The organism is Asaia siamensis (genome assembly GCF_014635085.1).
GTDB lineage: Bacteria > Pseudomonadota > Alphaproteobacteria > Acetobacterales > Acetobacteraceae > Asaia > Asaia siamensis.
Genome location: NZ_BMCH01000002.1, coordinates 1 through 24,905, shown reverse-complemented (window position 1 = coordinate 24,905; position 24,905 = coordinate 1). Strand labels below are relative to the sequence as shown.

Sequence of the window (24,905 nt, the reverse complement as noted above, 5' to 3'; positions counted from 1 at the left end):
CCTTAGCCGATCGGTATCTGTCGCGACAGCAGATAGCAGGCTGCGCCGAGACGTGCACTCATATCGGGGTCATCCTCGAGCCAGGGCGCGATATGGGCCTTACGCACGCGCAGCAGAATCGTCCCGGTCTCGGCAGGTTCTTCAGAGAAGGCGGCAAAAAGCGGCAGAAGCGCTGGCCGCTCGCAGAACATCAGAGGCTGACGCGCATCCAGAATCAGCCCCTCCTCCATCATCCTCAGCGCCTCTGCCTCAGGAAGCAGGCTGTAAAGCCACCCATCCTCCCGCTCCTTCTCCGAAAAAGCGCGTGTTGTGACGATGAGAAGTGGTGCTTCTTCCGGCAGCAGATGCGTGCGTCTGACAGGGGGAACATAATCGAACAGGTCAGGTTGCGCGCAGGGCGCCTCTTCCGGTCGCGCGACACGGGAGGCGCGCTCACGACGGGAATGAAGGGCACCGCCAGCAAGCGGCAAACCGTCAGCGCGGGCCATCGCCTGCCAATCCACCCCGAGAAATCAGCCCTGCTGACAAATGGCACAAAGCCCTTCGATCTCGACCGTCGACTGATGCGGCTTGAAGCCGATCTTCTTTGCCGCACTGGCAATGGCATGCGAAATTTCGCTGTCTTCCACCTCACTGACCGCACCGCAGCCACTGCAGATCAGAAACTGGGCGCGATGACCGCAGCCATGGCCATGATGGCATTCGAGACGATGCGCGCAACCAATGAAGGCGCTCATACGCTCGATGCGATGAATCAGCCCCTGGGCCAGAAGAAAATCAAGCGCGCGATAGACTGTCGGGGGGGCAGCGTTGCGTTGATACTGCCGCAGATGATCGAGAATATCATAGGCCCCGACGGGCTTGCTGCTATCGAGGATCAGGCCGAGCACAAGGCGTCTGGTATCCGTGAGACGACTGGCGCGCGTGGCACAGAACGCGGCGGCACGATCGAGAAGCGCAAGAATCTGGGGAGAGAACGGGTCCTGATCGGTCATGGCCGTGCTGCTGAGCATGAGGGATTTCCTTTTCCGGCTTGTCCTGACCAGAGTTCCGCCTCTATATCGCGTATCTCAGTCGTTATAATATAACTAAAGGCGACTTTTTTGCGCCAGACCCTGTTCCTGCTGATCTGCTTCCTGTCCCTGCTGGGCTCCGCACGCGCCGAGCCGGTAAGGGTTTTCTGTGCCGAGGCGCTGTGGTGCGATCTGGCCAAGGCTCTTGGGGGCGCTGCTGTCAGCACGACCAGCATTCTGACCTCCCCACGCATCGACCCGCATGATTTTCAGGTCACGCCCGATATGGCGCGCAAACTGGCCGATTCCAATATCGTGCTGATGATGGGCGGGCATTATGACGACTGGGTGCCGCCTCTTCTGGCGGCACAGCCCAGCACGTCACGCCATGTAATTTCCGTTGCCTCACTGGCGGGGCTTGGGCCCAATGACAACCCGCATCTCTTCGACGATCCCGAAGCGGTCAGACACATGGTCGAGGCGCTTTCGACTGAGCTGACCCGGCATCTGCCGGATGACGCGCCATCGATCAGGGCCCGTCAGAACGACCTGACAGCCATGATGACGTCTTTTGCCGATCGCCTGAAAAAGCTTCGCCCCCAGACAAAGGGTATGAAGATTGCCGTGGCCGAACCCGTAGGCGGACCATTGCTGCAGGCCCTCGGTATCAAGGTAATCGATCCGGAATTCGCTCTGGCGGCAATGAACCACGACGACCCGGCGCCACGCGATGTCGCCCGTCTGGAAGACGCGCTTCGCAAAAAGCAGGTCCGGATTCTGCTCATCAATCCGACCGTCAGAAGCCCCTCTCTGGCGCGTATAGAAGCGCTGGCGCGCGACTCACATGTGACCATTGTGAGCTTTGACGAATTTCCCGAGGCGGGACAGCCCTGGCAGGACTGGATGAAAGCCCGGCTGGACCGGCTGGTTGCGGCGCTCGGTGTTCATGGCTGATATCCCTTCCGCGATCCTGCTGGATCGGGTGACGCTGAGCCATGGTGCGCGTCTCCTTGTCGAAAAGGCCGATCTCGCCCTGAAACCGGGCAGCTTCACGGTGCTGGCGGGTGCCAACGGCCATGGCAAGACGACGCTGATGCGCGCCCTGCTGGGGCTGCATCCCGCCCGTGAGGGCAGGATTGCGGTTCTGGGCCGCGCGCCGCGCGCCGCGCGCCAGTTGATCGGTTATATGCCCCAGGAACGTCGGCTTCCCGCCCCGCAACTGACCGGGCGCGCCCTGATTGCTGCCTCGTGGCATGGGACGCGTTTCGGTCTGCCGGGCTGGGGGCGTGGCCTTGCGGACGATCTCAAGGCAGCCCTGTCGCTGACTGGTGCCGAAGCTCTGGCCGAACAACCGCTTAGCCAGCTTTCCGGCGGGGAGAGACAAAGGCTGTTTCTTGCCGAGGCACTGCTCGACAAACCCGCCCTGCTCGTACTCGACGAGCCGCTGAGCGGCATGGATCTCCACTGGCAGCAGAAAATCCTGACCATGCTTCAGGCCCGCTGCCGCGAGACAGGCATGGCCGTGCTGATGTCGTGCCATGGGCTCGATATCGTCAGACCCTTTGCCGACCATCTGCTGCAGATCTCTGAGCACAAACTGGAGCTGAGCGATGCTGCATTATGAGTTCATGCAGAATGCCTTTCTGGCCTCCGGTGTCGTCGCCATACTGAGCGGCCTCGTTGGCTGGTTTCTCGTTCTGCGTGGTCAGAGCTTTGCGGGTCATGCCCTTTCTCATATCGGCTTTGCCGGGGCGACGGGCGCCGTGCTGATCGGGTTGTCACCGCTCATGGGCATGGCGCTTTCAGCCGTGATCGCCGGATTGGTTCTGGGGTGGGAAGCCGAAGGCGATCTGCGCGCCAATGCCGCAACGGCCAATCATAGAGACAGCGTGATCGGCCTTGTTCTGGCTGCGAGTCTCGGGCTGGGGCTTCTGTTTCTGCAATGGCAGCACGCACCTGTCAGCAGCACGACAGCACTCCTGTTCGGCAACGTGCTGGGGGTGGATCACGCCACGCTGCGTCTGCTGTTTCTTCTCGCCGGGCTCTGTCTGGCAGGGCTGTGTTTTCTGGCGCGGCCTCTTCTTTTTGCCAGCCTCGACCCCGATCTTGCGGCGGCAAAAGGCGTCAGGCTGCGGTTTGTCGCGTGTGGCTTCATGAGCGTTGTGGCGCTGGCCACGGCCATCTGCTCGGAAACGACCGGCATATTGCTGGTGTTCAGCCTGCTTGTCGGTCCTGCGGCCTGCATGCTGAGGCTGGGTCTGGCCCCATGGGCAGGCCTTACCGGCTCAGCCCTTCTGGCGCTGGCCCTGTCATGGGGCGGGCTCGTTCTGTCATGGTATACGGATGCGCCGGTATCGTTCTGGATCAGCCTTGGCGCCGCACTCAGTTATATCGCCGTGAGATTTCTCGCGCCCGCAACGCGCTAGGCGTTTCTCCCGCAATGACGCCGTCAGGCGTCCTTCAGTCGATATGCCAATCGAGCAGCATGATGCCCACGATAAAGGCTGCCAGCACGATATGCATGATGATCAGTTCACGCAGATTGATCGTGGGCACATCGGGCTTAAGCTTGGACATCTTGGCCATGAACGGCTCCTTCTTCCTTTTTACCCGGCTGGTTTAAACCAATTAGCGGGTATCCGGTTATATCGTCATGAAAAATAATTCAGAGACGGTTCGCCCCGAAGCGACGCATCACGACGATCATCCGATCGAGGTTTCGCCCTATGCGAAATACATCCTGATTCTGGCCGCCGTTGTGGCAGCCATATGCGGCGGCCTTTACGGCTATGATACGGGCATCATCTCGGGCGCCCTGCTGCTGATCTCGGATGATTTCCATCTCAGCAGCACAATGCAGGAGATGGTGGCCTCCGCCATTCTGGCGGGTGCCATCATCGGGGCACTGGCGGCGGGATCGTTTTCTGAGAAATACGGGCGGCGCGCCTGCGTGACCCTGGTAAGCGGCGTATTCGTGCTGGGCGCCCTGGCCTGCGCCTTTGCGCCGGATGTGTGGCTGCTGATCGTCGCGCGCGTGTTCCTCGGGTTTGCGGTTGGCGGATCAACCCAGGTCGTGCCGATGTACATTTCCGAGCTGGCCCCGGCTGAAAAGCGCGGCACGCTGGTGACCATGTTCAACGTGGCCATCGGCCTCGGCATTCTTCTGGCCAATATCATCGGCTTCACCCAGCGCGAGGCCTGGGGCTGGCGCCCGATGGTCGGGCTGGCCGCCCTGCCTGCTGCCGTCGTGTTCGTCTCTATGTTCTTCATGCCCAAGAGCCCGCGCTGGACGGCAGAAAACGAAGGCATGAAACGCGCCATCATCGAACTGGGGCGCATCCGCACTTCCAAGAAGGTCATCCGCAAGGAAGTGCGCGAAATGCGCGAGAACGCGGAAGCAGCCGACCCCAGGAACCGTGGCTGGAAGGGGTTGTTCCGTCCATGGGTGCGCCCTGCTCTGGTGGCGGCGCTCGGCGTGGCCTTCTTCACGCAGTGCGGCGGTCTGGAGATGATGATCTATTACGCGCCGACCTTTCTGCGCGATGCGGGTTTCGGGGCCTCCTCCGCCCTGATGGCCTCGCTGGGTGTGGCCATCACCTACTGCATCATGACATTTATCGGCTGTCTGATCGTCGATCGCGTAGGGCGTCGCCGCCTCATGCTGATCATGGGTCCGGGTTCGATCGTCAGCCTGATCGGGCTTGGCATCGTCTTCGCCATGCATCCGGCACCGAACAGTGTCGGCTCCTATCTGGTGATCGTCTTCCTGCTGCTGTTCATGGCATTCAATTCGGGCGGTATCCAGGTCTGTGGCTGGCTGCTGGGTGCCGAGATGTTCCCGCTCTCCATGCGCGGTCAGGCCACCAGCCTGCACGCCGCAACGCTCTGGGGCTCGGACCTGCTCGTGACCGGCACGGCGCTGACACTGGTGCAGCTCATCACTCTGGGTGGCACCATGTGGTTCTATGCCGCGGTCAATCTGGCCTCGGTGTTGTTCATCTTCTTCTTCGTGCCCGAGACTGCTGGCGCCACGCTTGAAGATATCGAACTGGCCCTGCATGAGAAGCGCTTCCGCCCGACCCGTGGCCAGACACGCATCGTGTCAGAGGACGAACAGGAAGAAGCCGCCGCCTGAGGGTAATGATCTTTGCCTGATCAGGACATGATGAACGGGGTAGCTCCTACAGCAGGAGCCACCCCGTTTGCGGAACTGGCATTACGATCAGAAGATCGCTAAAAGCACCCTCATAGTGACTGGAGCCATCCAGACCGCAGCGTCCCGGCGCATGGGGCTTTCCGCATGCGGGACAGGCGAGAAGTAGGATCAAGATGAGCTGGCTGACCGAATACGTTCGACCGAAAATCCGTGGCCTTTTGCAGCGCGAGGTGCCCGACAACCTCTGGACCAGCTGTGAATCCTGCTCACAGATGATCCTCATCAAGGATCTGGAAAAGGCACAGCGCGTCTGCCCGCATTGCAACCATCACGGCAAGGTTAAGGCCACCGAACGCCTCGACTGGACGTTTGATGACGGCAAATACACCAGGATCGAACTGCCCAAGGTGCCGAGCGATCCGCTCGGCTTCCGCGACCAGAAGAAATATGCCGATCGTCTGAAAGACGCAAAGGCCAAGACCCATCTCGATGAGTCACTGGCTGTGGCGCATGGCAAGATCGGCGGCCACGATGCGGTCGTAGCCGTGATGGCCTATGAGTTCATGGCGGGCACCATGGGCACCGCACTGGGTGAAGCCTTTATCGCCGCCTGCCGTCTGGCTGTGCTGCAGAAGGCCGCTCTTGTGATCTACACGGCCTCTGGTGGCGCCCGTATGCAGGAGGGCGTTCTGTCGCTCATGCAGATGCCACGCACGACCATCGGCGTCGAGATGCTCAAGGATGCGGGCCTGCCCTATATCGTTGTTCTGACCAACCCGACGACTGGCGGTGTTTCTGCATCGTTCGCCATGCTGGGCGATGTCCAGATTGCCGAGCCGGAGGCGCTCATCGCCTTTACCGGCCCCCGCGTGATTCAGGACACGGTGCGCGAGAAGCTGCCCGAAGGCTTTCAGCGTTCGGAATATCTGCGTGACCACGGCATGGTCGACATGGTCGTGTCGCGTCATGACCTGCATGCGAAGCTTGGCAGCCTGATCGGCATGATGATGAACAAGCCTGCTGCTGCGGCGGTCGAAGCCGCCTGACAGAATGACTGCCCCCGCTCTGGCGACAGAGCGGGGTTTTTACTGCCTACCGGATGATTTCCATGACGACCAAAGCGCCCCCGGCCAAGCTCAGCGATGAATATGAGGGCCGGACCGGCGCCGTTCTGGCCCGGGTTCAGGCGCTTTATCCCAAGCTCATAGATCTCTCTCTCGATCGTCTTCATGCCCTGCTGGGCAAGCTGGGTAATCCTGAGCGCTCGCTGCCGCCGGTCATTCATGTGGCGGGCACCAATGGCAAGGGCAGCACCTGTGCCACGCTGCGTGCCATCGCCGAGACTGCCGGATGGTCGGTGCATGTCATGACCAGCCCGCATCTGGTCGATGTTACCGAACGCTTCCGTATCGCCGGAAAACTGGTGAGTGAAGACGCGCTTGTCGCTACACTCGAGGAAATCGAGCGCGTCAATGCGGGCGACCCCATCACCGTTTTTGAGGTCCTGACAGCAGCGGGGCTTCTGCTTTTCGCGCGAAACAGGGCCGATCTGGTCATTCTGGAAGTCGGTCTGGGCGGGCGTCTGGATGCCACCAATGTGGTGGCCCGCCCCGCCGCCTGTGTGATCACACCTGTCGATCTCGATCATCAGGCCTTTCTGGGCGAGACGCTGGCGCTCATCGCCGCCGAGAAGGCGGGCATCATCAAGCCGGGTGTGCCTGTGGTCTGTGCCGCCCAGCAGGAGGCGGCACGGCTTGTCATCGAGGCCAGGGCAACAGCCTGCGCCGCCCCGCTATGGCAGGTCGGACGCGAGATCGGTTTTACGCTCCATGAAGGGGGCGGGCTGTCCTATCACGATCCGCTGGGCGCCCTTTCCCTGCCAGCCCCCGGTCTGAAGGGGGTCCATCAGGCAGGCAATGCTGCCCTTGCCGTGGCGGCTCTGCGCGCCAGTGGTCTGCCTGTCCCTGAAACGGCGTGGGCCGGTATTGCCCAGACGCAATGGCCCGCCCGTTTGCAACGTCTGGAAGGCAGGCTTGCCGCACAACTGCCCGAGGGGTGGGAGCTATGGCTGGATGGCGGTCATAACCCCAATGCAGGTGAAGCTCTGGCTCCGACACTCGCAGCCTGGTCGGACCGCCCCCTGCATGTGATCGTAGGCATGAAGCAGAGCAAGGATGCCTCAGGCTTTCTCCGTCCGGTGCAGCGCCATGCCACGACGCTTCATGCTGTGAGCGAAGAAGGCCAGCACCTTGCCTTGCCCGTCGAGGATATCGTTGCGGCCTCTGGTGGCGTCGCTCTGCCCGGACCGACCATCAGCGCTATTCTCCCGCGTCTGCAGGGACCGCCCGCCCGGGTGCTGATCTGCGGCAGCCTCTATCTCGCAGGTGTGGTGTTGAAGCAGGATGGCTCCATCCCGCAATAGGACCCCCGCGCCTGAGCAGCCGACCGGTAGATCCTACGCTTTTTGCTAGAGAGGTCGCTCGCGACCCAGAGCCGGACGCCGGATATAGCGGCCCTTGCCGCGTTCGGCGCGAAGCGTACCCTCATCCCACACCACAACGCCCTGACTGATGGTTTTCACCGCCAGTCCTGTCAGGGTCATGCCCTCATAGAGCGTATAATCGACATTCTGATGCAGGGCGCCCGCCGTGATTGTACGGCTGGCTGACGGGTCCCAGAGCACAAGATCAGCATCGGCCCCTGGCGCAATACAGCCCTTTCTCGGGTAGAGATTGAAGATGCGCGCCGTATTGGTGGAGGTGATGGCCACGAATTCTTCAGCGCTCAGACGACCGCTGACCACGCCATGATGCCACAGAACGCTCATGCGTTCCTCGATGCCGGGCACGCCATTGGGTATCCTGGTGAAATCGTCGCGCCCGCGCATTTTCTGGTCCTGACAGAAGCAGCAATGATCGGTTGCTGTCGTCTGCAATTGTCCTGAGATCAAGCCGCCCCAAAGGGCCTTCTGATGGGCTTTGGGGCGAAAGGGAGGGCTCATGACATGGCGCGCCGCCTGAAGCCAGTCGCTGTCATGATACACACTCTCGTCAAAGACCAGATGCTGAGGCAGGACCTCACCATAAACCTTAAGCCCTTTAAGCCGTGCCGCCGCAATGGCCTGTGTCGCCTCTTCGGTCGAGACATGCACGATATAAAGCGGCGTGTCGTCGAGCTCGGCCAGGGTAATGGCCCGCTGCGCGGCCTCCCCTTCAATGGCTGCCGGTCGTGAGAGCGGGTGAGATGACGGGCCGGTCTCCCCTTTCGCCAGAAGCTGCGCCTGCAGAAACGCGATGGCATCGCCGTTTTCGGCATGAACAGTGCAGAGGGCGCCCAGCTCTCGTGCGCGTTGCATCGAGCGCAGAAAGACCGTGTCATCGATCATCAGCGCATTTTTATAGGCCATGAAATGCTTGAAGGAGTTCACCCCGCCTTCCCTGACGAGACGCCCCATATCGTCATGAACCTGCTCATCCCAATGCGTCACGGCGACATGAAAGCCATAATCCGAAGCAGCTTTTTCAGCCTTGCCCCGCCAGTCGCGCCAGGCGTCGAAAAGCGATTGCCCCTGATCGGGAATGACAAAATCGATGATGCTTGTCGTCCCACCCGCAAGACCTGCCGCCGTGCCGGTGAAGAAATCATCGCTTGCTGTAGTGCCCATGAAGGGCATTTCCATATGGGTGTGCGGATCGATACCGCCCGGCATGACCAGTAGCCCGCTGGCATCGATGACCGTACAGCCTGTCGGCGCTTCCAGATTGGCGCCTATCCGGGCAATCTGACCCGCATCGTCGCATAATATATCGGCATCGAAGCGCCGTTCTGCCGTAACGATGAGGCCGCCCTTGATCAGTAGCATGCGCTTGTTCCCGTCGCCAAAAAGCCCGAAACAGAATATCGTTGTATTATCGAAATCATAGAGCTAGCCTGACCAGATGGTCAATCTATTGCTCGATTTCTGTCGGGTTTATTGAGGCAGGGGCAAGGAAATGGCGCAGTCAGGGATAGTCTTTCCGTCAGGGCCGCTATCGAATGCCGATCTCGCTCCGGTTCAGGAGCGGCACTGGGCATGGCGCGATTATCTCTTTCTCTGGATGTCCAATGTCCATAGCGTTGCAGGCTATCTGACGCTCGGCAGCTTTTTCACCATGGGGCTGAATGTCGGTGCCGTATTGGCCGGGCTCGTTCTGGCCATTCTGCTGGTGCATCTCCTGTGCAATCTCGTGGCCGTGCCGAGCCAGAAAGGCGGTGTGCCCTTTCCCGTCATGATAAGGGCGGCTTTTGGCGTTTATGGCGCGATCATTCCGGCACTGGTACGTGGTGTGATTGCGGTCGGCTGGTATGGTATTCAGACCTGGCTTGCCTCAAACGCCATCGTTCTGTTCGTTCTGCATTTCTTTCCCTCCACGCTGTCTTATGCCGATCTGCACCGTCATGGGGCACTGGGTCTTTCGATGCTGGGCTGGGCGGCTTTCCTCTCTGTCTGGCTGCTGCAACTGGCAGTGTTCTGGCGCGGCATGGAGGCTATTCGTCACTTCATCGACTGGGCTGGCCCGGCCATTTATGGCGTCATTCTTGTTCTCGATGCGGCGCTTCTGATCCGGACCCATGGGCAGTGGCATTTCTCCGTTCTGCCTCAGGGCGGGTTATCGATATCTGCCACAGCAGGCGGCGCGCTGGCCGTGACCTCTCTTACCCTCGCCTATTTCTCACCCATCATTCTGAATTTCGGCGATTTTGCACGCTATGGCATCAGTATGGGTGACGTGCGTCGGGGTAATTTCTGGGGGCTGCCAATCAATTTCATGGCGTTTGTCCTGCTTGTGCTGACCACGATCATTCTGACGCAGCCTGCACTAGGCCGCCTTGTGCTCGACCCCGCTGAAACCATCGTTCTTTTCGACAGCCAGACCATTCTTCTTGTCGGCACGCTGACGCTTGTGGCCGCAACGATCGGCATCAATATCTCGGCCAATTTCGTCTCGGCTGCGTTCGATTTTTCGAATATCGCCCCGTCAGCCATCTCATGGCGTCAGGGCGGGATCATCGCATCGATCAGCGCCATCGTGCTGACACCGTGGAATTTCTACGCCCATCCCGAACTCATCCATCTGACGCTGGATATTCTGGGACTGTTTATCGCCCCTGTGACAAGCATCCTGCTTGTCGACTACTACATCGTGCAGAAAAGACAGCTTGATCTCGCGGCGCTTTACAGCACCGCTCACGACGACACCTACTGGTACAGCCGCGGCATGAACCCGAGGGCGCTGACAGCCCTTGGTCTGTCTGTCATCCTCGGTCTGCTGGTTGTCTTCCTGCCCGCACTCGCCGCGCTGCAGAACTTCTCATGGGCCATCGGTTTTGTTGCTGGCGGGATTGCTCATGCCCTTTTGTCGCACTTCAGCCCAGCTGCACGAAAAGCGGTCTGATGAGGGTCAGGAAAGTCTCGATTCCGGCTTCATAATCCGTGTCGAGCAGGCTCTCGCGATCAAGCAGGGCCTCGAACTGCACCTGCATATCGGCATAGGCCTGCGTACCTGACCAGAGCAGACACATGAAATGCGTCGGATCGATCACCCGCATCAGCCCTTTTGCCTGCCAGGCCAGAAAGATTTCGGCATGTCTCTCCACATGGGCGCGCAGGGTCTCTTTCAGAAAACCCTGAATCATCTGGCCGCCTGAAAGCAATTCCTGGGCAAAAAGACGCGACCCTTCCGGGCGCGTGCGCGAGAAGGCCATCTTGGCGCGTATATAGCCCTCCATCCCCTCCATCGGGTCGCGCTCTGGCGATAGCCATTCATCGGCATCTGCCAGCCATATATCGAGCAGACGCGCCAGAGTGGCCTGATAAAGGGCCTCCTTGGAGTGGAAATAATAGAGGATATTGGCTTTCGGGATGCCGCAGAGCCCGGCTATCTCCTCAACACGCGTGCCTTTCAGCCCTCGCGTGCCGAATGTCCATTCCGCCGCATTGAGGATCTGCGGCAAGGTGGCGCGTCGCGGCGCGCTGGGTTTTCTGCTTCTTGTCGGCTCGCAGAGATCTGTCACACCGTCGATCCTCTCATCAGAAAGCCCGGTCGGCCCTCAGCAACGCCCCCAGCAGCACATTGGCGCCTGCCTCGGCTTCGGCCTCCGTAATGCTTTCGGATTCGTTATGACTTAGCCCGTCGCGACAGGGAACGAAAATCATGGCCGTCGGGGCAACACGCGCCATATAGGCGGCATCATGGCCCGGACCTGAGACGATCTTCATCGACTCAAATCCGGCCTCGGCGGCAGCGTCACTGACCATGGCAACGCAGCGCGGATCGAAGGGAACGGCTGGCGCGTCCCAGATCGGCCGGATGGCGAGCGTCACCCCCATTGTCTCGGCAATCGCCTTGAACCGGGCCCTCAGCTCCTGCTCCATCAAGGCAACGATGCCGTCATCGGGATGACGCAGATCGACCGTAAAGAAGGTCTCGCTGGGAACGACATTGCTGCTGTTGGGCCTGTTTTCGATCAGTCCGACCGTACCCAGAGCCTGCGGCGCATGAGCGCGGGCGATATCCGAAACGGCACCGATCATGGTGGCGGCTGCCAGAAGGGCATCACTGCGCAGGGTCATGGGGGTAGAGCCGGCATGGGCATCCTTTCCGCCAATCGTCACCTCATACCAGCGCATGCCCTGCACACCCGTCACGGCACCAATGACACGGTTCTCCACCTCGAGAATCGGCCCCTGTTCGATATGCAGCTCGAAATATGCCGCGACCGGTGTGGCACGACAGGGTCTCTCCCCACGATAGCCAATGGCATCGAGAGCATCGCCAAACCGGATGCCAGCGCGGTCATGCTTGTCGAGCACCTCCTGCTCGGTAAAGGCGCCTGCATAGGCACCAGAGCACATCATGGGAGGCGAAAAGCGCGAGCCTTCCTCATTCGTCCAGTTGATCAGCTCGATCGGATGACGGGTGACATGACCCGACTCCTCAAGCGCGCGCAACACGGCGAGACCGCCCAGCACTCCGAGGATACCATCGAATTTTCCACCCGTAGGCTGGGTATCGAGATGGCTGCCCATGGTGAGCGGGGGCAAGGTCTCATCCTGGCCCCGGCGTCTGGCAAACATGTTCCCGAGTGTATCCACCGTCACGACACAGCCAAGCCGGGTGCAGGCAGCGGCAAACCAGTCGCGCACCTGACGGTCTTCTTCTGTCAGGGTCAGCCGCCTTATGCCGCCTTTCTCCGTGCCACCAAAACGGGCGGTTTCCATCAGATCGGCCCAGAGGGCGCTACCGTCGATGCGAATATTGCTCATGCTCTGCCTTTCGCTCTTTACGCTGTGAGACGATGCGTATTGGAGGGATGCTCGAGCCAGGTCATCTCGCTGTCGACGGGCTGGGGCACCATGGTGATGCAGTCATCCACCGGGCAGACATGGGCGCAGAGATTACAGCCGACGCATTCATCCTCGATCACGCTGTAATGGCGGCGATCGGGGCCGGTCTGTCTGGCGATGGCCTGATGAGACGTGTCTTCGCAGGCGATATGACACAACCCGCATCCGACACAGCTTTTCTGGTCGATATGTGCGAGCGTGCGAAAATTCATGTTGAGCTGATTCCACGGCACGAAACGCGACACGGCCCTGCCGCTCAGATCGGGCAAGGTGGCGTAGTCTTTCGTATCCATCCAGTTCGACAGGCCATCGATCATGTCTTCGACAATGCGAAAGCCGTAATGCATGGCTGCGGTGCAGACCTGCAGCGCGTGAGACCCCATGGCCATAAATTCGGCCGCATCGCGCCAGTTGCTGATCCCGCCCATACCTGAGATCGGTATGCCCGCCATTTCCGGGTCGCGGGCAATTTCGCCGATCATGCGCAGTGCAATCGGTTTGACCGCCGGACCACAATACCCGCCATGGGTACCCTTGCCGCCCACGACTGGCATGGGCGCCATGGCATCGAGATCGACCCCGATGACCGACTGAATGGTATTGATGAGAGAGACGGCATCGGCCCCGCCCCGGCGCGCAGCACGGGCAGGCATGAGGATATTGGTCACATTAGGTGTCAGCTTGACGATGACGGGCATGCGCGTGTTCTGCTTGCACCAGCGCGTGACCATCTCGACATATTCCGGCACCTGACCGACCGCAGAGCCCATATTGCGCTCGGACATGCCATGCGGGCAGCCGAAATTAAGCTCGATCCCGTCAGCCCCAGTCTCTTCAATCAGGGGCAGGATAGCCTTCCAGCGATGCTCTTCGCAGGGCACCATCAGACTGACGATCAGCGCTCGGTCAGGAAAATCGCGTTTGACGCGCTTGATCTCGGCAATATTGGTCGCCAGAGGCCGGTCCGAAATCAGCTCGATATTATTCAGCCCCATCAGACGGCGGCCCTCGAATTCGAGCGCGCCATAACGCGAACTGAGATTCACCACAGGCGGGTCTTCACCCAGCGTTTTCCAGACCACGCCGCCCCAGCCTGCCTCAAAGGCACGGCGGACATTATATTCCTTGTCGGTCGGGGGCGCAGAGGCCAGCCAGAACGGGTTGGGAGACAAAATTCCGGCGAAATTCGTGCGCAGATCGGCCATGGTCAGTTCACTCTTATCCCGGCATTGCTGAAATCGGCATGAATGGCTTCGGCCGCCTCACGCCCGTCACGCACAGCGGCAACGGTCAGGTCATCGCCTGCAGTGCAATCGCCCCCGGCATAGACATTATTCAGGCTTGTGCGGCCCTGCGCATCGACAACGATACGCCCGTTTTCGATCAGGATCTGATCCTGCGCGATCGGATCTGGCAAAAAGACCTGCCCGATGGCTTTCAGCACCATGTCGGCCTCAAGCGTGAAGGTCTCAGGCGTGCCTGCAGGCAGCCCATCAGGATCGGTCCGCCTGAAGGTCACTCCACGCAGGCCGCTATCTTCGGTCTCCAGCCGCAAGGGAGCCGCCCACAGACGAATGGTGACGCCATTGGTCTGTGCCCATTCGCGCTCGACAGGGGTGGCCGTCATGGTTGCTTCGCCCCGACGATAGACGAGCGTCACCTCCTCTGCCCCCAGTCGCCTAGCCTGCACGGCAGCATCAATGGCGGTATTGCCGCCGCCAATGACCACGACCCGCCGCCCGACAGCACTCTCCGCAAGCGGGTGAGAACGAAGATGCTCGATGAAAGCCACCGCGTCCTGCACACCGGCAATGGTTTCGTGCTCAAGACCCAGAGCCCTCACACCGCCAAGACCGATTGCCAGAAAGACAGCATCGAAATCCTGCCTCAGCGCGGCAAGGGTCAGGGTGTCACTAAGTATGGCGCCGCCCTGAAAGCTGATGCCACCGATTGCGAGCAGAAAATCGATTTCCTTGCGCGCAAAATCATCCGCCAGCTTATAGGCGGCGACACCATATTCATTGAGACCCCCCATTTTGTCGTGACGGTCGAAAATCGTGACATCATGCCCGTGGCGCGCCAGACGGTGGGCGCAGGCCAGACCGGCTGGCCCAGCACCAATAATGGCCACACGACGCCCGCTGGCCGTTGCCCGCGTGAAGGGATGGGCTTCCTGCGCCATCTGCCAGTCTGTGGCATAGCGCTGCAAGGCACCGATACGGACAGCCTTGTGTGTTTCGATTGCGGTATGAACGCATTTCTGTTCGCACAGGATTTCCGTCGGGCACACCCGGGCGCAGGACCCGCCCAGAATATTGGACTGAAGAATGGTCCTGGCGGCACCGGCGATATTCCTAGAGGCAATGGCCTTGATGAAGCGCGGGATATCGATATCGGTCGGACAGGCTTCGATGCAGGGGGCATCATAACAATAAAAGCAGCGATCGGCTTCAAGCGCCGCCTGCTCTGCGGTCAGGCCGGGATGAGCATCGGCGAAATTCCGGCTTAGCGCGTCATCTGGCAGGCGACCGCAGGCAATATCAGGACACATGGGCAGCTCTCATCCATATCATTCCACATTCCGAACGTTACGGGTGTTCTCGTCTTTGATGCAAGATAATTTTGACCAGATGTTCAGGTTTATGTGTGGGCACTCTTTTTTCAGAACCCGGTCGAAAGAGAGACAGAAATCGCGAAAGTCGGCTGGATTGTATAAAGTGGCGATGATCCGGCGATGCTCGTGCCGTAGATCCCCTGCACAGTTTTCGCATTCGGCGTGAACGCATAGACCGCATTGCGATAAATAGAGCCGATCATGTTCTGCATATTGATCTGAAGCTGAGGACTATGCAAAAATCCGGTCTGATGCAGGCGGTAGCCGAGCGTCACGTTGTTGTTGATATAGGCGGGCATTTTTTCGTCATTCATCAGCGTTGCATATTGCGCGCCGATATATTTCAGCCCGAGATTGGCAAAAAAGCTCCCATCATCCCAATCCAGCCCAAGAGCCGCCTGATATTTTGGCGCAGAAACGGCGTGTTTGCCGCTTGTCGGCAGGAGATCGCCATTGATCGGAATATTATTGTCGATACGCGCATCGAGAAATTCGAAACTCGCGTAAGGGCGCAGATGCTTCAGGATCGGGCGCGTGCCGATCTGCACATCCACACCGCGTGATGTCTGTCCTCCTGCATTCAGGGTCATGGGGGTCAGGGCACCGTTCACATAGCTGTTGAGCGCCAGCTGACGATTGGTGAAATTGTAGTTGAAGAAGGAGATTTCGCCGACGACAAGGTCATCATGGTAGCGATAGCCGAGTTCTTCCTCGATGGAGTATTCGGGTTTGACGCTCGAGGGCGCGCTCTGCAGGGCGCCCCCGGCGGGGCTGTAGAGTTCGAACAACGTGCTGTTATTGGTCGTGCGAAAATTTGTGACCCCAAGCACATAGAGTTCCGAGTGCTTGTCGATCTGGTAGCGTGCGCTGATCTGCGGCAGAGGCTCAAATACATTCTGCCCGCCCCGGGGCGTCGAGACGGGTACGTAGCTGTCGACCCCACGTGACACCATGGCCGCACGAAGCCCTGCTTTTACCTCGAGGCGATCGCGCAGCAGCGAAAGTCTGTCACCAAGATACAGCATATTGATCTGGGTGAAGGTATTATAATCTGAGGCGTACCATTTCTGCCCCGACGTCGTGCGGTAAATGAGCGGGCCATAATCGCCGTAGATATTCTCCGGTCCACCATCGACCGGATTGATGCGCGAGACAGGCGTTGCCTGGTTCAGACGGGACCATTCGTACCACCAGCCGAGGGTCAGGGTATTTCGACCCTCTGTCCAGTCGAGCGATGCGTTATTGCCACCGCGATGATAGCTGTAATAATTGGGCGTATAGACCAGTTGCGACGTCGTTTTGCTGAGACGGCCATCACCATTCAGATCAACATCGACCGGCGACGACCCTGAATAGGTGGCACCCTCGGTTGCCAGAGCGGCTCCACCGATCGATCCTGATCCCCACCAGAGATAAGGGGTTTCGTGAAAACGCAGCCCATGCCCGAAATCAAGCTCGGTCGGGGCTGAAGCAACCAGATTCTGGAACGCATCGAGCGCATAGAGGTGATAGCCGAGCCCCGCCATGTAGGAACGCGACAGGTCATTACCCGCACCATATTGCGCAAACTCTGCGGCAGTAGGCCACCGACTGAACTGCAATGTATTATCGTTATAGCTCATGACGAGCGACGTGCGGCTATGGGCAGCAATATCCTTCACCAGCTTGAAGTCGATATGTTTGCGCATATTGGTGCCCGGCCCCCGCCAGTTATTGGCCCGGGTATAGGAAAAAGAAGCAAAAGCCCGCACGCCACTCTGCCCGATGTCACCTGTATCCGCGCGGATAAGACCACGTGCCAGATTATAGGTGCCGTAGGTCATGTTCACATAACCCTCGCGATGATGAGAGGGATCACGCAAGGTGGCGTAGGCGCTACCGGCAGCAGCAGAGATGGCCGGGGTCGAGAGATCGACCGAGCCAGGCATCAATGAAACCTGCTGCAGATTATCGCCATCAGAGGTCTGATTGGCATAAAAACCACCGGAACCGATATCGCTGACCGGGACGCCTTCATAGATCCAGCCGATCTGATCACCCGGCAGGCCGCGCAGATACATATTGCCGCCGACAATACCGTATGGATCCATCAACGCGACATAAGCCGAAGGCTCGAGCGCCAGCACCTGTACGGGGTTGGAAGTGGGCGATTGCTTGGCGATATAATCGCGTGTCACCGTCTGGATCGTGCCGGCACGGGTCTCGCGGCGTAACAGACCCCCCCCCACCTGCTGACCGGTGACACCATTGGCCGTTTTATGACCTGGCGCCGATACTGTTATTTCTTCGGCTTTATGCGGTTTTCGCGCATGGCTCCAGTCAGGCGGGTGGGAAACGCGCTCGTTTATACCCAACGGAGCCGAATGGGCTGAGTAGTTCGATATCGCAATGACTGCGGTTGAGAAAAAGAGGGCTGAGCGACAAGAACGCATATCATCTCCGCGATATTTCGATTCCGTTACGAGTTTAGCCTTTCATATCTTGCCCGAATGGACAAGAAATTTTTGTTACTCGCTTGGCTCCCTGCAAGCGGATCAGCTCAGCTTATATGTGAAGATCCTATTATACTGCTGATAATGTATTTTTAAGGCGCACTCCGCCGAGAGCATTCGTCTCTTTATTATCGCCAGATGAACGACCGGGCGGAAGGGAGCGCGTCAACGGCGCACGGCCCTCAAGAATCCCCTCGGCATGCGCCATGCCCATCATCCTGCCAATTCTGCCTGCAGATAACTGTATCAAATCGATCACACACTGCCTCATCAGATTTTGTCCATGAGCACTCGACGCATTCACAATAGGAACGCCTTCAACCGGGATCGTCTTCTCGTCCACTGCGATACAGTCCCGCTAGGGTAGTCGGCGCTGCCGAAGCCTTGACGAAGCTAGAAATCTTCAAGCTGAAGTTAGCCTTTGAAAGGATACGAAAGTTCCAGATCATTATTGGCTACATAGTGACTTCTGAAAGAAATTACCGGTTGTCGAGAAACGCGATTAGCGCGAGAAGGACCCAGGTGCACGGTATGCTCTCTATCCCGGCAGAGCGACGATGCGCGCCAAGAGGATGAAGACAGACCGATATGCGTTATCTTGTCACAGGCGGAGCTGGATTCGTCGGAAGCCACACAGTCCTGGCATTGCTCGATGCGGGTCATGAGGTTGTTGTTCTGGACAATCTGAGCACGGGTCACCGTCAGGCAATTCCTCAAGGCGTGGCGTTACATGAAGTCGATCTTCTGGACGCAGCCGCTACATCTGCTGTCGTTGCCCAGGGCCCATGGGATGGGGTCCTGCATTTCGCCGCTCTCTCTCTTGTAGGAGACAGCATGCGTGATCCATTCCACTATCTGCGACAGAACTATCTGACCGCTCTCAACCTTGTTCAGAGCTGTGTCGAACAGCAAGTCAAAAAGATCGTTTTCTCCTCGACAGCAGCCTTGTTCGGCGGTCCCGAGCGCTCGACCCCCATTCCCGAAACGGCACCGACCCAGCCCGGGTCACCCTATGGTGAGAGCAAGCTCATGATCGAGCGTGTGCTTTACTGGGCTGATGCCGTCTATGGGCTGAGAAGTGCGTGCCTGCGATATTTCAACGCTGCTGGCGCAGACCCTCTCGGTCGGGCCGGAGAAGATCACCGACCTGAAACGCACCTGATTCCTCTGACAATCGATGCTGCCCTAGGCCGCCGGCCGGCCCTGAAACTGTTCGGAACGGATTATCCAACACGTGATGGCTCGTGCATCCGGGACTACATCCATGTGACAGACCTTGCCGATGCGCATATACGTGCGCTCGGCCAGATCGATAACCGGAGCGTCACCTACAATATCGGTAATGGGCAGGGCTATTCCAATCTCGAAGTGATCGAGAGCGTCGAGCGCGTGAGTGGCCGCAAAGTCCCGTGGGAAGCCGCACCGCGACGGGAGGGCGACCCCTCTTTGCTCGTCGCGGACTCCACGACCCTCCGCAACAAAACCGGCTGGGAGCCAAAATTCGAAACGCTTGATCGCATCGTAGAGACAGCCCTGCGTTGGCGAGAAACCCATCCTGACGGATATGGCTCCTGAGCATTCCCTTGCGCTGTTCTGAGACGTAAAGTGGGAGGCGGCTCTCCGATGGGGCGCCGCAAGACGGACAATCGAAAAATATACGTGATTGGAATCCTAGCCTTGGTGCGGCGAAGCCAAGGGGGATTCATGAACGACTATCCCGGTGAAATGCGACGAGCCGCGAGTAGCCTGCCCCCAAACGGTCTATCACCACCGAAAAATGGTCGAAAACCTGTAAGCGCATCTCAAGGCGCAGAAAGCGGTCGTCACACGATACGAAAAAACCGCCACATCCTTCATGACCGTCATCTGTATCGTTGCAACCGCCGCTTATCCCAAAACCTAAAAGGTCCTAATATGCGCCAAGAAATCTATCAAATCAGAAATCTTTATGCACGAGGTATGTAAAAGCAAAATTTTTAAGTGTTTTTATAAATTTTTCTCCAAAATCCCTCACTAGTCATGTATTTTATATTATCTTTATAGTCATTTTTTACACTGCTATATTTCCGCCTGACAATTTTCTCCACCTTTGAGAAAATTCTTTTTTCCTTTGCGAGTCGAACTGCATCACGACGAGCACAATACCCCTCCTGCGTAGGGCCATAGTAATATAATATGTTATTATATCTGAAGGTCGCTCGGATATCGCCCGAAAAATTTTTCGGTAGAAATAGCCATGTGTCTTTCCTGAGGAAATTAGGCAACAGGGTCCCGTTAAGCGTCAAGCTACGCAAAAGACGACGTTTCCTGCTCTCGTGCCAATGTGGCTCTGTTCTCGCGAACGTCGGCGCAATGTCGGTCAAACGGATTTTTTGCATTTTTTCTTCTTGGATAAGAGCGGAAAATTCTTTGCGAATTGCCGAAGTATCCATATTCTCAAGCCAGAATGCATGGCCTTTCATAGCATCGAAGGCAGCCTTAGAGATAGCTTGCGCCGTCGCATAATTATACGAATAGATAGCTGCATTGAAAAATTGCCGTAAGAGCTTGATGCAATCTTCCACATTTGCATCCATATGAGTCATCTTCTGCACAAGATGATTACGCACATCCAGGTAAATTTGTAATGGACCACTCTTATAGCCGAAGTCATCACCATAACAGGCAATGCCATTTTGCGTGATGATGTCGAATTTGTTCATCATGCTGAACATGATATCATCGCCTCTCACGAAAAACGGGAAGGCGTAGTGCTGCACATCACGCAAGCAGAATGCAAAAAACCACCATCCGCCGAAATCCGGCTTCTGATCTACATATTCGCTCAGTAGCAAATGATGCACATGCCGCATGTCCAACCCGTGCTTGAGCGGCTGGCACATCCCGTCAAACCGCGCACCCTTCTCGAAGAGGAAATGGTGCGCGAGATCTCGCAGCAGCGCCCCTGCCACGGCCACCTTTTCCCTGACAACATAGCCGAGAAGTGCATGCGTTCTTAGAATGGATTCAAGTTCGCAGGATGCATCGTCATCCATGAACAAGCAATGGGTAAAAGATTTTTCGTCCTGCAGATGTAGAAGACCCCGCGTAAAACCACCTGATCCCCCAAGATTCTGATTTGGAAGCAACGTAGCACCTTCTACATCCTCCGAAGCGAGAGTTTGAGAGTTATCTACGATGACAAGAGAGATTTGATCTTTATAGGTCGGATTGGTCAGTAGCCCTTCTCGAATACGGCGGGCGGCAGAAATAACATATTTCTCTCGCTTGAAATGAGTGATGACGATGCCAAGACAGACCTCCCTTTCAGGGGCTTTTGTTGTGCTGAAGCACCCTCCGGTCAGACATCCCTCAGTTATAGCCTCAAGTTCGACATAGATCATGCCATTCACGAGCGACGGCCAAGCTTCGATATTCAGGGTCGTCGTAGAACCTTCAATAAGACTGACCCGTTTTTCAAACAGCGATACTCTATCGCATTCAAGACGATGCAACCCAATTCGGACGACGAACGTTCCGCTGCCTACAAGGGAAAATAGCAGATCAGGAATCTTGCAGTTATCTTGCCATGACTGGACCGTAAGGCCATTATAAAAAGTATCAAACGAGCATTTTCCACCCGGGAAAAATACGGTTTTTTCTTCCGAAAGGACAGATATAACACTCTGATTCAGCAGGCGGACGTACATATCGTCATTGCCACCGAATTCAAGGCTAGGCATTATTAGGCGCTGCAATGGATACAGGGGCACAGATGAATATGTCTGTGTCGACGTATAGGTATTATTATTCACTTCCGTACCCTTAGGATGAGGCAAAACGCCGCAAGATGAAAACGACTATCTTTTTTGAAACAAAGTAGCTGCCCACGCAAGCACTGTCACACGCTAGTCGGTTGGTGCTGCAAGGATAAGTGATTTAATTTCAATATACTGTACTAATCTGACTTCCGCGGGAAGCTTGAGCGCCGGACGCATTGGACCGGTAATGGCCCGCATCACTGTGCGCTCGCTGGAATGCCACCCAATCCTTCATTTCCACGCGGCGCCAGTGACCGAGCATATATCAATTTGATTGGGTCGTGTCGAAAAAAGACCTGATTCGGAGCCTTGGTGCAGCGAAGCCAGGGGGGTTCATGAACGACTAAGCTGTCTTGTCTTGACTAGGTCACGTTGACAAAAGGTCTATACGACCTGGGTGAGATCTGATTCACTTCCTGCCTGCGGAATAACAGGTTGAGAGAACAGGGATGACACGAGGCGATCTGGCGGATCAGAAATGGGCGATGATTGGTCCGCTTCTGCCGCCTGAGCGCGGGCGTTGGGCTCGACCAGCCGGAGACAACCGCCGGTTTCTCAATGGCATGCTGCATGTCCTGCGCACTGGGTGCCCCTGGCGCGACATGCATGAGCGCTACGGCAAATGGAACTCTGTGTATGTTAGGTTCCGGCGTTGGGCTGAACAGGGCGTGTGGGACGCTTTGCTTCAAACCCTTGTAGATCGGGGGCTGAGTGATGACTGGCAACATATGCTCGACAGCACTGTAGTCCGTGCCCATTCACAGGCCACGAGCGCAAAAGGGGGGCTCATTCCGAGGCTTTTGGTCGATCACGCGGCGGCTTTACTAGCAAAATCCATGCCCGATGTGACAATCAGGGACGCCCTCTCGGCTTTATCCTTACCGGGGGCCAGGTCTCGGACTACAAAGCCACAGACGCCCTGATGAAGCTGCCTGTCCCGAACCCCAGAGCTATGCTGGCCGATCGGGGCTATGACAGTGACTGCTTTCGCCACGATCTGCTCATGCACGGGATCTTGCCAGTCATTCCCTCGCGCAAAGGCCGCAGTACTCCACAAAATACTGATTGGCGGCGCTACAGAGATCGCAACCGTATCGAACGAATGTTCAACCACCTCAAGCAGACGCACCGCATCGCAACCCGCTACGACAAAACAGTATTGTCCTTCATGAGCTTCCTCAACCTCGCCGCCGCAAGGCTTTGGATCAGGTCTTTTGTCAACGTAACCTCGTGACGTCCTCTTCCTGATGGAATGACCGGCAGGATCCAGTTACCTGCAGATCTTGGCCGAAATTGTCACTATCAAAGTCCCGATCAGCCAGTATGGCTCTGGGGCAGGGAATGAGCACAGACCATGGCGTCGTTGATATTGTGCTGCCAGTCATCGCTCAGACATGTGTCTTCAAGGTTTATAGCATGGCATCCCACACCCCTTGTTTAGCTGGACGACGGGACCGAATAGACACAGAGTTGCACTTTGATATAGCGCTCATGCCACTCCCGCCAGGGGCAGCCGGTTCGAAGAACAGGCAGCATGCCATCAGGAACCTAGCAATTGTCTCCAATTGGACGAGCTCAGCCAGCCATTCCATGGTGTCATCATGCTCAGGTAGCGAGGTAAACAAGCAAGAAGTGAGATTGACCGTATTGGCTGATCTGACAGACGTGGGAGCCCGCTTATTGGAGTGGGTAAAAACCGGCATTGAGCCCATTCCTCTTATAAGAGGAATGGGCTATCTGGATCTGAGTGACCGTCTCTTTAAGCGAGCGGATCAATGCAGAACGTAGGAGCCGACGTGCCAGCGTCTTGCGCGGACAGAAACTGTTCAGCTGCATCCAGCGCTTCTGCAATCGTAATGTGCATATCGAGATAACGATACGTGCCCAAACGACCTACAAAAGTGACGCCCTGCTCTGCTTTGGCCAACTCAACATAACGCTGCAAGCGAGCCTTATCGTGAACAAGGCGGATTGGGTAATAAGGTGTATCGCTCTCTCCACACAAACGACTGTGCTCACGGAACAGAACTGTCTTCTCGTGGTTTTCCCAAGGCGTGAAATGCTTATGTTCGGCAACACGCGTCCAGGGCACGTTCTCATCGCAGTAGTTGATGACCGGATTGCCCTGATAGTCACCCTCAGCACGCACGGTTTCAAAGTCCAGCGTCCGATAGCTCAAGCGACCCTCAGTATGGTCAAACCAGGCATCGATCGGACCGCTATAAAAAACATGGGCGTAGTCAGCGGCCTGAGCCCGGGAAAAGCTGGTGGAAAGATGAACACGAATATTTTCGTGGTCGAGAATACGTTCTACAATATACGTATAGCCGTTCTCGGGAATTCCCTGATACTTGCTTCCATAGTAGTTGTCATTATAGTCAAAACGTACAGGCAAACGCTTGAGAATACTGGCGGGCAATTCGGACGGCTCAAGCCCCCACTGTTTACGCGTGTAACCGCGGAAGAACGTTTCATAGATCTCACGACCGACAAAACGCAGGGCCTGATCCTCGAACGTACGCGGCTCCGTAATGCTCTGGTCGCCTTGTTCGGCGATGAAGTCACGGGCTTCCGCAGGTGAGAACTGCTTCTTGAAAAGCTGATTGATCGTCATCAGATTGATCGGCATGGAGAAGACCTCTCCACGCGCATGCGCCTTGACCCGATTAATGAACGGCATGAAGCGATCAAACCGCTGCACATACTCCCAGACACGCTCGTTGCTGGTGTGAAAGATATGAGGACCATATACGTGGAGCATGATCCCACTTTCGACATCGCGCGCCGTGTAGCAGTTGCCTGCAACATGCTCACGAACATCGAAAACATCGACACTATATCCCCGGTCGGCCAATTCTCTTGCGATGACGCTACCCGAGAAACCAGCTCCAACAATCGCTATTTTCTTCATTATTCCTGACTCTTTAGTGCTCGTATGATGAAAAAGGAACGCTCTTTCGGGAGCGTATTCTATGCAATTTCTGGAAAATGCGGCGAGCAGACACGCTTTGTAATTGCCAGAGGCAGACCATCGGCGAAATTTCTCCCACCATTGAACCAGATCAGCTGGTCGTACCATCGCACCAGAAAAGGTCAGGAATGGCTTGCAAGCACTCGAACTAAGGCATGCTGTATCACTCCTTCCTTACCGTTGCAAACACTCGGATAGTCACTCACGCCTAACTGACTTCGGGTTCTGAAAACCTTCCAGTCTGAATAATCTGATTGAGCAGAAAACCATTCTATGGTGGATCCCTCCCTCAAAAGGGCCGGCTCGTTTATTGAATATTATGCAACAATCCTGGATGATGGGCTTTAGAGCCCTTTTGGAAATTCAGCGTGAGGGGTTTTCAGGGCGTCTGGCGTGTGATTCACACTCAGGATGTGGACGCCAGAACAACGAGGCCGAATGGCCGACATCACCGGTAGGACGAAACGCTATC

At 57.1% G+C, this 24,905-nt stretch carries 20 protein-coding genes and 1 pseudogene; 9 read left to right on the top strand and 12 right to left on the bottom strand.

Translation table 11 applies throughout. The features are described 5' to 3' along the window. Positions 1–2 precede the first annotated feature (2 nt). The gene (locus IEV53_RS03630; RefSeq protein ID WP_188425458.1) at positions 3–488 is read right to left on the bottom strand and encodes a hypothetical protein; all 486 of its coding nucleotides are present in this window, start codon (positions 486–488) and stop codon (positions 3–5) included. Positions 489–512: 24 nt separating this feature from the next. Continuing rightward, positions 513–1,013, bottom strand: coding sequence for a Fur family transcriptional regulator (locus IEV53_RS03625; RefSeq protein WP_188425457.1), 501 nt, complete (start codon positions 1,011–1,013; stop codon positions 513–515). A 90-nt stretch (positions 1,014–1,103) separates the two neighbouring features. Between IEV53_RS03625 and IEV53_RS03620 the strand changes: the two genes are divergently transcribed. The 3 genes from IEV53_RS03620 to IEV53_RS03610 are packed head-to-tail and all read left to right on the top strand — an operon-like array spanning position 1,104 to position 3,439. Beyond that, positions 1,104–1,967: a metal ABC transporter solute-binding protein, Zn/Mn family gene (locus IEV53_RS03620; RefSeq protein ID WP_188425456.1), complete on the top strand. Its 864-nt coding sequence runs from the start codon at positions 1,104–1,106 to the stop codon at positions 1,965–1,967. Next, a complete protein-coding gene (locus IEV53_RS03615; protein ID WP_188425455.1) occupies positions 1,960–2,637 on the top strand; it encodes a metal ABC transporter ATP-binding protein in 678 nt (225 codons plus the stop codon). Before IEV53_RS03620 ends, IEV53_RS03615 begins: the two co-directional genes overlap by 8 nt. Further along, entirely contained in the window at positions 2,624–3,439 is an 816-nt protein-coding gene (locus IEV53_RS03610; RefSeq protein ID WP_188425454.1) for a metal ABC transporter permease, read from the top strand. Before IEV53_RS03615 ends, IEV53_RS03610 begins: the two co-directional genes overlap by 14 nt. A 34-nt stretch (positions 3,440–3,473) precedes the next feature. Here the strand turns inward: IEV53_RS03610 and IEV53_RS14885 are convergent, their stop codons facing one another. Then, positions 3,474–3,599, bottom strand: a complete 126-nt coding sequence (locus IEV53_RS14885) for a hypothetical protein (protein ID WP_264784144.1) — start codon at positions 3,597–3,599, stop codon at positions 3,474–3,476. A 67-nt stretch (positions 3,600–3,666) separates the two neighbouring features. Here IEV53_RS14885 and IEV53_RS03605 point away from each other — a divergent pair, with 67 nt between their 5' ends. From IEV53_RS03605 to IEV53_RS03595, 3 genes are all read left to right on the top strand, one after another. After that, complete coding sequence (locus IEV53_RS03605; RefSeq protein ID WP_188425453.1) at positions 3,667–5,148, top strand: sugar porter family MFS transporter; 1,482 nt, start codon at positions 3,667–3,669, stop codon at positions 5,146–5,148. Positions 5,149–5,342: 194 nt separating this feature from the next. Continuing rightward, positions 5,343–6,215: an acetyl-CoA carboxylase, carboxyltransferase subunit beta gene (gene accD / locus IEV53_RS03600; protein ID WP_188425452.1), complete on the top strand. Its 873-nt coding sequence runs from the start codon at positions 5,343–5,345 to the stop codon at positions 6,213–6,215. 62 nt (positions 6,216–6,277) lie between these two features. Further along, positions 6,278–7,591 (top strand): bifunctional folylpolyglutamate synthase/dihydrofolate synthase, encoded by a 1,314-nt coding sequence (locus tag IEV53_RS03595; RefSeq protein ID WP_188425451.1) that lies wholly within the window; start codon positions 6,278–6,280, stop codon positions 7,589–7,591. Positions 7,592–7,636: 45 nt separating this feature from the next. Here the strand turns inward: IEV53_RS03595 and hydA are convergent, their stop codons facing one another. Continuing rightward, on the bottom strand, positions 7,637–9,031 hold the full coding sequence (gene hydA / locus IEV53_RS03590; protein ID WP_188425450.1) for a dihydropyrimidinase: 1,395 nt from the start codon (positions 9,029–9,031) through the stop codon (positions 7,637–7,639). Between the two features lie 130 nt (positions 9,032–9,161). Here hydA and IEV53_RS03585 point away from each other — a divergent pair, with 130 nt between their 5' ends. Beyond that, positions 9,162–10,604, top strand: coding sequence for an NCS1 family nucleobase:cation symporter-1 (locus tag IEV53_RS03585; RefSeq protein ID WP_188425449.1), 1,443 nt, complete (start codon positions 9,162–9,164; stop codon positions 10,602–10,604). Here IEV53_RS03585 and IEV53_RS03580 read toward each other — a convergent pair. From IEV53_RS03580 to IEV53_RS03555, 6 genes are all read right to left on the bottom strand, one after another. Beyond that, positions 10,576–11,223: a TetR family transcriptional regulator C-terminal domain-containing protein gene (locus IEV53_RS03580; protein ID WP_188425448.1), complete on the bottom strand. Its 648-nt coding sequence runs from the start codon at positions 11,221–11,223 to the stop codon at positions 10,576–10,578. The two genes, IEV53_RS03585 and IEV53_RS03580, sit on opposite strands and share 29 nt — an antisense overlap. A gap of 16 nt (positions 11,224–11,239) precedes the next feature. Next, positions 11,240–12,475 carry a M20 family metallo-hydrolase gene (locus tag IEV53_RS03575; protein ID WP_188425447.1) on the bottom strand — a complete coding sequence of 412 codons (1,236 nt, stop codon included), beginning with the start codon at positions 12,473–12,475 and terminating at the stop codon, positions 11,240–11,242. 17 nt (positions 12,476–12,492) lie between these two features. Beyond that, positions 12,493–13,761 (bottom strand): NAD-dependent dihydropyrimidine dehydrogenase subunit PreA, encoded by a 1,269-nt coding sequence (gene preA, locus IEV53_RS03570; protein WP_188425446.1) that lies wholly within the window; start codon positions 13,759–13,761, stop codon positions 12,493–12,495. A gap of 2 nt (positions 13,762–13,763) precedes the next feature. Then, positions 13,764–15,107, bottom strand: coding sequence for an NAD(P)-dependent oxidoreductase (locus IEV53_RS03565; RefSeq protein WP_188425445.1), 1,344 nt, complete (start codon positions 15,105–15,107; stop codon positions 13,764–13,766). Positions 15,108–15,217: 110 nt separating this feature from the next. Beyond that, positions 15,218–17,602: a TonB-dependent receptor gene (locus IEV53_RS03560; protein ID WP_188425444.1), complete on the bottom strand. Its 2,385-nt coding sequence runs from the start codon at positions 17,600–17,602 to the stop codon at positions 15,218–15,220. Between the two features lie 130 nt (positions 17,603–17,732). Continuing rightward, positions 17,733–18,005: a hypothetical protein gene (locus tag IEV53_RS03555; protein WP_188425443.1), complete on the bottom strand. Its 273-nt coding sequence runs from the start codon at positions 18,003–18,005 to the stop codon at positions 17,733–17,735. A gap of 245 nt (positions 18,006–18,250) precedes the next feature. Here IEV53_RS03555 and galE point away from each other — a divergent pair, with 245 nt between their 5' ends. Beyond that, positions 18,251–19,237, top strand: a complete 987-nt coding sequence (gene galE, locus IEV53_RS03550; RefSeq protein ID WP_188425442.1) for a UDP-glucose 4-epimerase GalE — start codon at positions 18,251–18,253, stop codon at positions 19,235–19,237. Positions 19,238–19,638: 401 nt separating this feature from the next. Here galE and IEV53_RS03545 read toward each other — a convergent pair whose 3' ends face one another. After that, positions 19,639–21,384, bottom strand: coding sequence for a glycosyltransferase family 2 protein (locus tag IEV53_RS03545; RefSeq protein ID WP_188425441.1), 1,746 nt, complete (start codon positions 21,382–21,384; stop codon positions 19,639–19,641). Between the two features lie 554 nt (positions 21,385–21,938). Here IEV53_RS03545 and IEV53_RS03540 point away from each other — a divergent pair. Beyond that, positions 21,939–22,696 (top strand): annotated as a pseudogene (locus IEV53_RS03540) (IS5 family transposase); the annotation flags it as partial. 525 nt (positions 22,697–23,221) lie between these two features. On the opposite strand, the gene glf reads toward IEV53_RS03540, so the two are convergent. Beyond that, a complete protein-coding gene (gene glf / locus IEV53_RS03535) occupies positions 23,222–24,373 on the bottom strand; it encodes a UDP-galactopyranose mutase (protein WP_188425440.1) in 1,152 nt (383 codons plus the stop codon). Between the last annotated feature and the right edge of the window lie 532 nt (positions 24,374–24,905).